This is a genomic window from Streptomyces sp. NPDC020875, from assembly GCF_040641415.1.
Classification (GTDB): Bacteria; Actinomycetota; Actinomycetes; order Streptomycetales; family Streptomycetaceae; genus Streptomyces.
Genome location: NZ_JBFADP010000077.1, coordinates 17683 through 29097, shown reverse-complemented (window position 1 = coordinate 29097; position 11415 = coordinate 17683). Strand labels below are relative to the sequence as shown.

The window sequence follows — 11415 nt, the reverse complement described above, 5'->3', positions numbered from 1 at the left end:
AGCCCCGCGCCTCACCGGCGCCCGCCAGATACAGCTCCCCGGCCGTGCCGTCGGGCGCGGGCCGCAGGGCACCGTCCAGCACATAGGCCGTGGTGCCGGCACGTCGAGAGTCGTCAGGCCGCCGTTCGCGGCCCCCACGCGTGGCGGTCCCGGACCGCCGCCTTCTTCCCCAGGTGGCCCTCGCGGACCAGGACGGCCAGGGAGTCCAGGATCACCCGGGAGCTGAGCAGTGCCGTCTGTTCGGCCCAGTCGTACGGCGGCGCGCACTCCACGACCTCCAGTCCGGCGAGACCGGGGGCCGAGATCTTCCGGATGAGGTTGAGGGCTTCGCGCGGCAGCAGCCCGCCGGGTTCGGGCCAGCCGGTGCCGGGGACGAAGCCCGCGTCGATGACGTCGATGTCGAAGGAGAGATAGACCGCTTTGGCGCCCTTCCACGCCGTCTCCAGGGCGATCTCGGCGACCTTGTCGATACCGACCCGTTCGATGTCGCCCACCGTGATCACCGTGGTGCCGCGTTCCCGGCCGACCTTGACCCCGGCGCGCGGCGCCTGCCAGCCGCCGGTACCGACCTGGACCAGATTGGTCGCGGGGGCGTTCTTGATGTTCGTGGCGTGGAACCACGGGGTGGTGTGCATGCGTTCGTCGAGATCGGTCTCCTGGGTGTCCACATGCCGGTCGAAGTGGATGATCCCGATATTGCCGTCGACGTACGGGGCCATTCCGCGGATGGTGGGATAGCCGATGGAGTGGTCGCCGCCGAGGATGACCGGGAACACTCCCCGTTGGTAGACATGGGCCATCGCTTGGCTGATCTGGTCGAAGGACTTCTCCAGGTTGCCGGGGATGGTGAAGACGTCTCCGATGTCGACCATATTGAGCTGCTCACGCAGATCGACGCCGAGTTCGAAGCAGTAGGTGCCGAAGAGATTGGTCGACCGGCGGATGCCCTGCGGGCCGAACCGGGCGCCGGGCCGGTAGGTGGCGCCGGAGTCGAGGGGCGCCCCGAAGACGGCGACCTCGGCGTCCTCGATCTGGTTGACGTCCTCCAGGAACGGGCTCTTGAGGAAGGTGCCCCGTTCACCGGCGAAGTGCGGCAGTTCACCGCGGGAGAAGGTGGGAATCGTCCGGTCGACCAGGGTCGGTGAACCCTGCAACCCATGGGCCAGGCCCCGCTGGATCTCTTCGTCGTGCCGGAAGAGCGAGATCCTCTCCTCGGCGAGCTGTGCCCACTTGCCTTCCTTCACGGCGAAGGCGTCGCTGTGCGAATGTCCGCTGTGCGAGTGTCCGTGCTCAGAACGGTGGGAGTGGCCCGAAGGGCCGTGGTGATGCTGATGACGATGTGAGTCGCTTCCCGCCGCGCCGGCGTCGTCGCGCTCAAGGGGATCGGGCGTTTTCGGCATTTCAGCCTCCAACGAGGCCGTCTTTACGCGGAACCGGTACGGCCACCCTCGTCGGCAGATGCTCTGGTAGCACCTGTTCGGCACTGTAGCACCGGAATCCGGCGGTCCGGGATGGGGCCGGGGCCCGGACCGCTGGATTCCGGGGACCGGTCCGATGCCCCGGAACGGGGTGCCATACAGTGCCCGTGACCGGCCCGGGGGTTGATACCGGCATCCGGGCGGCCAGGGATCCGGATCGGAGGAGCGCCGGGGTGACGGACCATCACGAGGGCTTCTCGGCCCATCTCCTGGACGCGGCGACGGGCGTCCTGGCGCGCTTCCCGGCGGAGCTGCGGGCGGAGATCTACGCCCTCTCCTTCCGGATCTGGCGGACGGACGACGACGACCGCCGCCCCTATGTCGCCATCGGTTACAACACGGAGAGCCGGTACGAGCGGGAGACTCTGCGCACGGATCCCGGCGAGGCCCGCTGGAACTACGCGTACTGGCGCCTGGACGGCTTCGAGACGCTGGGAAACGTGCCCGAGGATCCGGTGGGTTCCCGGCTGTACACGGCGGAGGTCCGGCGGCTCGGTCTGTGGTTCGGGGACGAGGCGCCGGAGGGCGGCGCGCCCGGCGACGCCCGGGAGACCCGGCGCGAACTCCTCCGGGAGCACTTCGCCTCGGCCTGTGTCGGGGTGGCCCGGCGGCTGCACGCGGAGGGCCGGATCGAGCGGATCTTCGGCCGTCCGCTGCCGGTCGTGGTCTTCGACATGTACTCCCCGGGCTGGGAGGTGGAGGCCACCGAGGCGGCCAATCCGCCGGAGGCCGTACGCGACTTCCTGGCCTGGTACGAGGCGCCCGCGCCGGGCTGAATCCGAAGCGCCGACCGCCCCGGGCCGACCCGACCGGCCGGCGCACTCGCCCCGGTCTACGCCGGGCCGCCCGCCGCCGGACCCGCCGCGACGTCGGTCAGCGCCCGTACGGTGGCCCGGATCGACGGCCGCCGGTCCGCGTCGACACGCCACACCGCGTAGACATGCCGCAGGACCCGCTGCCGTACGGGCACGAGCACCACACCCTCCGGTACGGGTCCGCGCCCCAGGCGGGGCGTGACACAGACCCCGAACCCGGCGGCGATCAGGGCGAGCTGGGTGTGGTGCTCCCCCGCGAGATGCGGGATCCGGGGCTCGATACCGCGCGAGCGCAGGGTGAAGGTCAGCCACTCGTGACAGAACTCGCCCTCGGGCCACGACACCCAGTCGTCGTCCGCGAAGTCCTCCAGGTCGACCTCGGCCCGGTCCGCCAGCGGATGCCCGGCGGGCATCGCGATATCGGGCGGGTCGTCCAGCAGCCTGGCCTGCGCCAGCCCGCCGGGGACGGGCAGCCGCTTATTGCTCCAGTCGAGGACCACGGCCAGGTCGTCATCGCCCCGGATGACCCCGCTGATACCGCCTTCCGGCTCCACCTCACGGGTCCGTACCCGCAGATCGGGATGGCCGGAGCGGAGCGCCGCGAGCATGCCGGGGAAGAGCCCGCGGGCCGCCGTGGGGAAGGCGGCCACCCGTACCTCGCCGACCACCTGGCCCCGCTGTGCCTCGATGTCGGCCTGAGCCAGTTCGACCTGGGAGAGGATGCGCGCGGCATGGTCCGCCAGCAGTCGGCCCGCGTCGGTGAGCCGTACACCCCGGCCGTTCTTGGCCAGCAGTTGCTGACCCACCTCCCGCTCCAGCTTGGACAGCTGCTGGGAGACGGCCGAGGTCGTGACATGCAGTCCGTCGGCCGCGGCGCTCACCGAGCCGTGCCGGGCGAGGGCGTCCAGGGTCCGCAGGCGCTCCAGATTCAACATATAAGCAATGCTAATCCATTCAGCTAAGAAAATCTCACTTGTGCTACGAAGTTTCGGGAGTGACAGTGGACGTCATGACCACCGTCTCCCGGGCGCCCGCCGCCCCGTCCGTCCCCGCCACGGCCACCGCCCGTCGTTCCGGGCTCGACTGGCGTATCGGCTTCGCCTTTCTCTCCGTGATCTGGGGCCTGAGCTTTCTGCTGACCAAGGTCGGCGTCCAGGGATACGCGCCGTTCCAGGTCACCTTCGGCAGGCTGCTGTTCGGTACGGCGGTGCTCGCCGTCGCCCTGGCGTTCCGGCGCGAGGGGCTGCCGCGCGGCGGCCGGACCTGGCTGCATCTGACGGTGGCGGCGTTTCTGCTGAACGCGCTGCCGTTCTCCCTGTTCGCGTACTCCCAGGAGACGATCCCCTCGGCGCTGGCGGCGATCTGCAACGCGACCTCGCCGCTCTGGGGGATGGTGCTGTCGCTGGTCGCGCTCTCGGAGGACCGGCCGACCCGGCGCAAGGTCGCCGGGTTGGGGCTCGGCTTCCTCGGGGTGCTCACCGTGCTCGGCGCGTGGCAGGGCTTCTCCGGTATCGAGCCCACCGGTACGGCTTTCGCGCTGCTGGCGTCCCTGAGCTATCCGATCGGCTGGATCTACGTCCGCCGCACCCTGGCCGGAAGCTCCCATTCGAACCTGTCCCTGACGACCGCCCAGTTGTCGGTCGCCACGGTCCAGCTCGCCGTCGTCACCCCGCTGTTCACCACGATCCCGACCTCGTTCCCCGTGGTGCCGCTGCTGTCGATAGCCGCCCTGGGGGCGCTGGCCACCGGTCTCGCTATGCTCGTCCAGTACGGGCTGGTCGCCGAGGTCGGCCCGACGACGGCACAGATGGTCACCTACTTCACCCCGGTCATCGCGACGATCGCCGGGGTGACGGTCCTCGGTGAACGGCTGAGTTGGAGTACCCCGGTGGGCGCCCTGATCATCATCGCGGGGGCGGCGCTGAGCCAGTCGCGCCCCAGACCCCCGGTGGCCGTGGCCCCGGTCGCCACGGCCCCGACCGCCCTGGCCGACGGCGGTACGGACGCCGCGCCGGGACCGGATCCCGCCGGGGAATCCCCGGTGACCACCGCCCCGGCGCCCGTTCCCGCACCCGCAGCCTGCGGGGCCGGTGACGGCAGCCGGGCCCACTGACCGGAGAAGGCGTACGGGACCGGACCGGGGCTTCGAAGGCCCGGGCCGGACCGGCGGGTGACGGCGCTGCGTGGTCGCGGGGCGGCGGGCGTACGGGCGCGGCGCCCCGCCGCTCAGCCGTAACTCCGCCGCGCCGGTTCCATCGCCCCGGCGACGGCGGCGGCGAGCGCGTCGATCTCGGCACCGGTCAGCCCGGAGACGGTCAGCCGGATGCCCGGCGGCGCCGAGATCCGGAACCGGGCGCCCGGCGAGGCCGCCCAGCCGGAGTGCAGCAGCCGGGCCACGGTCCCGGTCTCGTCCCCGACCGGCACCCAGACGTTCATCCCGCTGCGGCCGTGGGCCGCGACCCCGCGCCGCCCGAGGGCGGTGATCAGGGCGTCGCGCCGCTCGCCGTACGCCCCGGCGACGGCGGCGGGGTCGACGGCGCGCTCGGCCCACAGCCGGGCGACGGCGGACTGGAGTAGCCGGCTCACCCAGCCGGGGCCGACGAACTGCCGTCCCGTGACCCGGTCCACGGTGGTTTCGTCACCGGTGAGGACGGCGGTCCGCAGATCGGGGCCGTACGCCTTCGCCGTGGAACGGACCAGCGCCCAGTGGTCGGTGGTCCCGGCCAGCGGATGCAGGGGCAGGTCCACGATGCCGTGGCCGTGGTCGTCCTCGATCAGCAGGGTGCGCGGGAAGCCACGGAGTACGTCCCGCAGTTCCCGGGCCCGGGCCGGGCCCACCGCGCCGCCCGTCGGGTTCTGCGCCCGGTCGGTGACGACGATCGCCCGCGCTCCCCCGGCCAGCGCCCGGGCCGCCGCTTCGGGGAGCGGCCCCTCGTCGTCGACCGCCACGGCGACCGGCCGCAGTCCGAGCGCCGGTACCAGGTCGAGCAGGCTGCCCCAGCCCGGGTCCTCGACCGCGACCTGGTCACCGGGGCGCAGATGCGCGGCGAGTACGCGTTCGACGGCGTCGAGTGAGCCCGAGGTCACGGCGATCGGGCCGGGCGGCACTCCGTCGGCGTCCAGGGCGGCCCGGGCCAGCCGGGCGAACTCGGGCTCGACGGTGGGGCCCGAGTAGAGCCCGAGTTCCGGGACCCGCCGCTGCCGGCGGGCGGCCGCGGCGAGTACGTCCGCGAGCGGGGGCAGCAGCGCCGGATCGGGGTTGCCGTGACTGACGTCCCGTACACCGGGCGGCGCGTCCACCCGGATCGCGCCGCGCGCCGTGCTGACGGGCCGGGCCCTGATCCGGCTCCCCCGCCGTCCGGCCGTCTCGATGATGCCCCGCTCGCGCAGGGTCCGGTAGGCGGCGGCGACCGTATTCGGGTTCACCCCCAGTTCGCCCGCCAGCTCCCGCAGCGGCGGCAGCGGACGGCCGGGCTCCAGGGAGCCGTCGGCGACTCCGCGTTCGACGCTGGCGGCGATCTCCGATGCGCCCCGCCCCGTGATCCGATACTCTCCTAGCACAAACCAGATTATGCACTAGTGCAATGGAGTTGTCATGTCGGACACCTCGGCCACCACTTCGTCGACAACCCCGGCCGCCACCGCTTCCGCCGCCACCGCCGAGCCGACCGCCTACGAGCCCACCGGGCGGACCGTCCCGACCCGGCTCCGCGAGCGCGCGGCGTACGACCACGACACCGTCCACGCGATACTCGACGCGGCGTACGTCTGCCACCTCGGCTTCGTCCGCGACGGCCGGCCGGTCGTCCTGCCGACCCTCTACGCCCGGGTCGGGGACCGGCTCTACGTCCACGGCTCGACGGGCTCACGGCCGCTGCGGATGGCGGGGGAAGCGGACCCGGGCCTGCCGGTCTGCCTGACGGTCACCCATGTCGACGGCCTGGTCCTGGCCCGTTCGGCGTTCCACCACTCGATCAACTACCGGTCGGTCGTGGTGCAGGGCGTCGCCCACCAGGTCACCGACCCGGCGGAGAAGGCGGCGGCGCTCGACGCCCTGGTCGACCATGTGGTGCCCGGCCGGTCGGCGGACTCGCGTCCGGCGAACCCCAAGGAGGCCGCGGCGACGGCCGTCCTCCGGCTCGAACTGGCCGAGGTGTCGGCGAAGATCCGCTCCGGCGGTCCCGGCGACGAACCGGAGGACGTGGAGCTGCCGTACTGGACGGGGGTCGTACCGGTGCACCACCGGTACGGCACGCCCGTCCCCGCGGACGACCTGGCGCCCTCGGTACCGCTGCCCGGCTATCTCGCCCGTCTCTGACCCACGGAGGCGCCGTTCGCCGGAGGCGCGTCAGCCCCCGGAACGGCCCGCGGACAGTTCGCCTTCGGCGCCCCGCGCCACCACCGCCGTACCTCCGGCGGTGGGCAGGGGCGTACCGGCCTCCCCGCCCCGGCCGTCCCCGGAGGCGACAGGTCCGGAAGGGGCTTTCGGGGCCTGCGACTGGGCGATAAACGCACCCGTCAGTACCAGCGCCCCGCCGATGATCTGCGGCAGGGAGAGATGTTCGCGCAGCAGTACCCAGGCGAGGACGGTCGCGACCACCGCCTCCAGGCAGGCCACCACGCCCGCGACCTGCGGCGACAGGGACCGTACCGAGACCACCCCGGTGATGTAGGCGACCACGGTCGCGATCAGGACGACCCAGGCCAGCAGTAGCCAGCCCGGCACCTCAGTCGTGCCCATCAGGACACTGTCGCCCAGCAGTCCGGCGTCCATGTTCCACGGCCGGGCCACCACCGTCAGCGCGACGGAGCCGACGAGAAGTCCGTACGCGATCACCCCGAGCGGGTCGGCCCGGTTCCCGGCGTCGTCGCCGCCGTGGTCGGAGAGGATGAAGTAGCAGGCCTGGCAGCAGGCAGCGCCCAGGGCGAGCAGCAGCCCCAGCAGATCGAAGCCGAGCCCGGACCAGACCTCGACCACACAGGCCAGACCGGTGACGGCGAGAACGACACCGACGGCGGCGGCGCGGGTGACCGGACGCCGCTGGACGAACCGGATATAGCCCAGCACCAGGGCCGGGCCGAGATACTCGACCAGGAGCGCGACCCCGACCGGGATCCGGGAGATGGAGGCGAAGTAGAACGCCTGCACCCCGGCGACGGCCAGCAGCCCGAAGCCGAGCAGCAGTACGGGTTTGCGGCGGACCAGGTCGCGGTGGCGCCAGGCGAAGGGCAGCATCACCAGCGCGGCGCCGGTGACCCGGAGCCAGACCACGTGCAGCGGGTCCAGGCCCGCCTCGATCAGCGGCTTGGCCGCCACACCCGAACCGCCGAACGCGACGGCGGAGACCAGGGCGATGCCCAGGCCGCTTTTTCTCCCGGAGATCGCCTGCATCGGCACATCATGTCAGCAGGGGTCATGACCGTCGACCCTGTGACGCATGTCGAGATGGTACGGGGGCGGGAGCCCTCGGCCGCCTCGGCCCGCGCCGCCCGGTCGCCCTCGTCAGCCCGCGACGCCCGGTGCGCCCGGCGCGGCCCCGGCCCGCCGCAGGACCTCCATCGCCCGGCATTCCGGATCCGCGGCGAGGGCTTCGAGCAGATCGACCCCGGTGGCCCGGCCCGCGCCGCGCCGGGCCGCCCGGGCCAGCGCGCCTTCCACGGCGTCGGCGGCCGAGGGCGACCAGGTCCCGGCGCCGCCGACGGTCCTCGGCTCCGGCAGGCGTACGACCGGTACCGCGCCGGAGTCCTCGACGGAGCCCCGCCAGCGCAGGCCGTAGCCGATGGCGCGCTGGGCGAGATAGCCCAGCACCCGGGCGACCCGGGTCCCGGGCCCCAACACCGCCCGGGCGTCGGGGTCGGCTTCGAGCAGGGAGTGCAGCAGATGGGCGGTATCGATCTGACGGTCCCCCACCCGCAGGGCCCGGCGGCGCGCGTCCGACACCACCGAAGCGAGTTCGGGGGTCAGCCGGGTGTCGACGACGGTTCGCGGGACGGCTGACCGCCGAAGCGGTCGCGGGACGGGGATCTGCACAACTCCCACCCCATCAGGCAAGGGCGAGGAAAGCGTCCCCGTCCGGGCCTATTCGCCCATCCAGCAGAAGTTGGGTACAGGCGGAGCATTTCTCCTCCTTACGGATGAGATCACAACGATCCCGTCCCGGGCTCGCGCGCCGCCTTGCCCGTGCGCCCCCCTGTGCCCCTCGTCGCCCCGGTCGGATGCCTCGGGCAAGCAACCGGCCCCGGTGCGGGCGCGTCACCGGAAGCATGTTCTGGTTGGTCGCCCTGCCCGCCGCGGACGGCCGGGAGTACGTGTACCGGGTGTACGCACCGGCGTCGGCGCTGCGCGCGGACGTCTTCTGGGCGGCCTTCCACTGCCATGACGAGGGTCCGCACCCCCGGGCGTCCGACCGCTTCGACGCGGCCGGGATCTGGCGGCACCCCGCGCCCGAGCGGCGCTGAGGCCCCGGGGCCCGGCCGGAACAGGGCCGCGGCAGCCGGGCGGGCCGACGCCCGAGGAAGCCCCGGCCGTCAGGCACACCGAACGGCGGCGGGCCCCGCCATCGGCGTACGGGGCCCACCGCCTCACCATCCGGCCGGTCGACGGCCGGGACCGCCGCGATCGCCGTCAGCGCTCGTCGGCGAGGATGAGATACAGCTTCTTCCGGGATTCGTTGATCACTTCGAGGGCCTTCTGGCGCTGCTCGGGGCTGCCGGTCTTCCAGACCTGCCCGAAGGCTTCCATCAGCCCCCAGCCCGCCTGCCGGATCTCGTTGACGGTGTCCCAGTCGACCCCGCGACCGGCGTCCTCCCACGGGGCCTCCGGCCCCGACTCGGCCTCGGCGCGCCCGGTATCGGTGAGAGTGAAGAGCTTCTTGCCGCCCTCGCTCTCACTGACGATCAAACCCTCGTCCTCCAGCATCTGAAGGGTCGGATAGACCGAGCCGGGGCTGGGCTTCCACGCCCCGCCGCTGCGCTCGCCGATCTCCTGGATCATCTCGTAACCGTGCATCGGCCGGTCCTTCAGCAGGGCCAGGATCGAGGCCCGCACATCACCGCGCCGGGCCCTTCCCCGGCCGCCGCCCCGGCCGCGACCGCCGCCGAAGGGGCCCCCGAACGGTCCGCCGAAGGGCGGGCCGAACTGCCCGAAGGCACCCCGGCGCCCCTCGAAGCCGCCCCAGCCACGATGTCCGGGTCCGCCGCACTGCCCCCGGCCGTACTCGTCGTCTCCTTGCGGACGCATCACGTACTCCTTCCATCGTTGATCCATCACGACACTTCAACGATATATCGGAATGCGTCGCCGAACAAGCAACCGATAAGCAATGGGGCGGGCTGCCCGCCACAACGCCACCGAGAACCCGGCATCGCCCCGCCCCGCGCGGTGATATCCCCGCTCCGCGCCTTCAGGGCCAGACGTCCCCGATTGGCCTTGGTGACGCGACGCTCACCGCCCGTACCGTCGCCCCATGAAAATTCGTATCGTCGACGCCTTCACCCCGCACCCCTTCGGGGGCAACCCCGCCGGGGTGGTGCTCTTCCCGGACGCCCACGCCTTCCCCGCCGACGACTGGCTCCAGCGGGTCGCCGCAGAGGTCAATCTCTCCGAGACCGCCTACGCGCATCCGCTGCCCGGCGGACGGGGGGAAGGGGAAACGGACTGGGCCCTGCGCTGGTTCACCCCCGTCACCGAGGTCGACATGTGCGGGCACGCCACCCTGGCCACCGCCCATGTCCTGGGCGAGACGGGACTCGCGACCGGCACCGTCCGGTTCACCGCCCGCTGCGGCGTCCTCGCCGCCACCGTCCACGACGACGGGACGATCACCATGGACTTCCCGACCTCGCCGCTGCTCCCGGCCGAACTGCCGGACGGCATCGAGCGGGCGATCGGCGCCCCCGCCGTCTCGGTCCACGACACCGGCGAGCTGATCGGCGATCTGCTGGTGGAGGTCGCCGACGAGGCGACCGTACGCGCCCTGGAACCCGATCTGGCGGCCGTCGGCCGGCTCTCCCGGCGCGGACTCGTGGTCACGGCCGAGGCCGAGGACCCCGGCCGCGGCTACGACTTCGTCTCACGCGCGTTCTTCCCGAACGCGGGTATCGACGAGGATCCGGTGACGGGGAGCGCCCATACGGCCCTCGCCCCCTTCTGGTCGGCGCGGCTCGGCCGTACCGAACTGACCGGTCTCCAGGGTTCGGCCAGGACCGGCCTGGTCCGTACGGCCCTGCGGGGCGAACGGACCCTGCTGACCGGCAGCGCCGTCACGGTCATCGAGGGCGAACTGCTGGCCGCGCCCTGACCCGCCAGCGCGGCCCCGCCAGGGGTCGCGCCCGGTCCGGCCCGGGATCCGGCCCGGAGGGGCCGCAGTCAGGGCGTGGGGAGCCAGTCCACCCTGCCCGCCAGCAGGGCGTAGCCGATGAACGCCACGATGTCGAGCAGCGCGTGCGCGACGACCAGCGGACCCAATCGCCCCCACCTGCGGTACAGCAGCACGAAGACGACGCCCATCACCACATTGCCGATGAAGCCGCCGATGCCCTGGTAGAGGTGGTACGAGCCGCGCAGTACCGAACTCGCCAGCAGCGCGGCGGTCGGGGTCCAGCCCAACTGCCCCAGCCGGTGGAGCAGATAGCCGACCACGATCACCTCCTCCACCACGGAGTTCTGGATCGCGGAGAGGATGAGTACCGGGAACTTCCACCACACGTCGGGCAGGGACTCCGGGACGACGGTCAGATTGAACCCCGCCGCCCGGGCCAGCAGATAGAAGGCCAGACCGGCGCTGCCGATCCCGGCCGCGAGCAGGGTCCCCCGCCCCAGATCGGGCCAGGGGCGACCCCGGTCGAAGCCCATCGCCCGCAGTCCGCCGACGCCCTCACGGGTGAGCAGATGCGCCACCAGCGCCACCGGGACCAGCGCCGTCGCGATCCCGAAGAGCTGCCAGGCCAGATCCAGCCAGGGCCGCCCCGGAGCGTACGAGCCGTTCAGCGTGGCGGCCTGCTCGTTGAGGCCGCCCGGCCGGGTCAGCGCGCCGATAAAACTGATCAGCGACGACAGCGCGCTCGCGCCCAGCGAGAGCGCGAGGACCAGCAGCATCTCGGAGCGGAGCGTCTTCCGGGAC

At 72.6% G+C, this 11415-nt stretch carries 12 protein-coding genes and 1 riboswitch; of the genes, 5 read left to right on the top strand and 7 right to left on the bottom strand.

From position 1 onward, the window contains the following. Positions 1-113: 113 nt before the first annotated feature. Complete coding sequence (locus AB0G74_RS31305; RefSeq protein WP_361153160.1) at positions 114-1244, bottom strand: agmatinase family protein; 1131 nt, start codon at positions 1242-1244, stop codon at positions 114-116. Between the two features lie 167 nt (positions 1245-1411). Beyond that, positions 1412-1478, bottom strand: a riboswitch (guanidine-III (ykkC-III) riboswitch). Between the two features lie 173 nt (positions 1479-1651). Here AB0G74_RS31305 and AB0G74_RS31300 point away from each other — a divergent pair. Beyond that, positions 1652-2254: a hypothetical protein gene (locus AB0G74_RS31300; RefSeq protein WP_361153157.1), complete on the top strand. Its 603-nt coding sequence runs from the start codon at positions 1652-1654 to the stop codon at positions 2252-2254. Positions 2255-2310: 56 nt separating this feature from the next. Here AB0G74_RS31300 and AB0G74_RS31295 read toward each other — a convergent pair whose 3' ends face one another. Then, positions 2311-3228: a LysR family transcriptional regulator gene (locus AB0G74_RS31295; protein WP_361153155.1), complete on the bottom strand. Its 918-nt coding sequence runs from the start codon at positions 3226-3228 to the stop codon at positions 2311-2313. 74 nt (positions 3229-3302) lie between these two features. Between AB0G74_RS31295 and AB0G74_RS31290 the strand changes: the two genes are divergently transcribed. Continuing rightward, a complete protein-coding gene (locus AB0G74_RS31290; protein WP_361153152.1) occupies positions 3303-4406 on the top strand; it encodes a DMT family transporter in 1104 nt (367 codons plus the stop codon). A gap of 113 nt (positions 4407-4519) precedes the next feature. On the opposite strand, the gene AB0G74_RS31285 is transcribed toward AB0G74_RS31290, so the two are convergent. After that, on the bottom strand, positions 4520-5854 hold the full coding sequence (locus AB0G74_RS31285) for an aminotransferase class I/II-fold pyridoxal phosphate-dependent enzyme (protein ID WP_361153150.1): 1335 nt from the start codon (positions 5852-5854) through the stop codon (positions 4520-4522). 34 nt (positions 5855-5888) lie between these two features. Between AB0G74_RS31285 and AB0G74_RS31280 the strand changes: the two genes are divergently transcribed. Next, entirely contained in the window at positions 5889-6611 is a 723-nt protein-coding gene (locus AB0G74_RS31280; RefSeq protein WP_361153147.1) for a pyridoxamine 5'-phosphate oxidase family protein, read from the top strand. Between the two features lie 30 nt (positions 6612-6641). On the opposite strand, the gene AB0G74_RS31275 is transcribed toward AB0G74_RS31280, so the two are convergent. After that, on the bottom strand, positions 6642-7685 hold the full coding sequence (locus AB0G74_RS31275; protein ID WP_361153144.1) for a DMT family transporter: 1044 nt from the start codon (positions 7683-7685) through the stop codon (positions 6642-6644). A gap of 111 nt (positions 7686-7796) precedes the next feature. Beyond that, a complete protein-coding gene (locus AB0G74_RS31270) occupies positions 7797-8318 on the bottom strand; it encodes a Clp protease N-terminal domain-containing protein (RefSeq protein WP_361153168.1) in 522 nt (173 codons plus the stop codon). Between the two features lie 239 nt (positions 8319-8557). Here AB0G74_RS31270 and AB0G74_RS31265 point away from each other — a divergent pair, with 239 nt between their 5' ends. Then, the gene (locus AB0G74_RS31265; RefSeq protein WP_358826003.1) at positions 8558-8752 is read left to right on the top strand and encodes a hypothetical protein; all 195 of its coding nucleotides are present in this window, start codon (positions 8558-8560) and stop codon (positions 8750-8752) included. A 166-nt stretch (positions 8753-8918) separates the two neighbouring features. Here the strand turns inward: AB0G74_RS31265 and AB0G74_RS31260 are convergent, their stop codons facing one another. After that, positions 8919-9533, bottom strand: coding sequence for a PadR family transcriptional regulator (locus tag AB0G74_RS31260; RefSeq protein WP_358826002.1), 615 nt, complete (start codon positions 9531-9533; stop codon positions 8919-8921). Positions 9534-9759: 226 nt separating this feature from the next. Here AB0G74_RS31260 and AB0G74_RS31255 point away from each other — a divergent pair, with 226 nt between their 5' ends. Continuing rightward, entirely contained in the window at positions 9760-10593 is an 834-nt protein-coding gene (locus AB0G74_RS31255) for a PhzF family phenazine biosynthesis protein (protein WP_361153141.1), read from the top strand. 68 nt (positions 10594-10661) lie between these two features. On the opposite strand, the gene AB0G74_RS31250 is transcribed toward AB0G74_RS31255, so the two are convergent. Next, positions 10662-11390 carry a type II CAAX endopeptidase family protein gene (locus tag AB0G74_RS31250; RefSeq protein WP_361153166.1) on the bottom strand — a complete coding sequence of 243 codons (729 nt, stop codon included), beginning with the start codon at positions 11388-11390 and terminating at the stop codon, positions 10662-10664. Between the last annotated feature and the right edge of the window lie 25 nt (positions 11391-11415).

Coding starts and splice junctions, on each gene's coding strand:
- AB0G74_RS31280 (WP_361153147.1), top strand. CDS start 5,889: ATGTCGGACACCTCGGCCACCACTTCGTCGACAACCCCGGCCGCCACC.
- AB0G74_RS31250 (WP_361153166.1), bottom strand. CDS start 11,390: ATGCTGCTGGTCCTCGCGCTCTCGCTGGGCGCGAGCGCGCTGTCGTCG.
- AB0G74_RS31290 (WP_361153152.1), top strand. CDS start 3,303: ATGACCACCGTCTCCCGGGCGCCCGCCGCCCCGTCCGTCCCCGCCACG.
- AB0G74_RS31275 (WP_361153144.1), bottom strand. CDS start 7,685: ATGCAGGCGATCTCCGGGAGAAAAAGCGGCCTGGGCATCGCCCTGGTC.
- AB0G74_RS31295 (WP_361153155.1), bottom strand. CDS start 3,228: ATGTTGAATCTGGAGCGCCTGCGGACCCTGGACGCCCTCGCCCGGCAC.
- AB0G74_RS31260 (WP_358826002.1), bottom strand. CDS start 9,533: ATGCGTCCGCAAGGAGACGACGAGTACGGCCGGGGGCAGTGCGGCGGA.
- AB0G74_RS31255 (WP_361153141.1), top strand. CDS start 9,760: ATGAAAATTCGTATCGTCGACGCCTTCACCCCGCACCCCTTCGGGGGC.
- AB0G74_RS31265 (WP_358826003.1), top strand. CDS start 8,558: ATGTTCTGGTTGGTCGCCCTGCCCGCCGCGGACGGCCGGGAGTACGTG.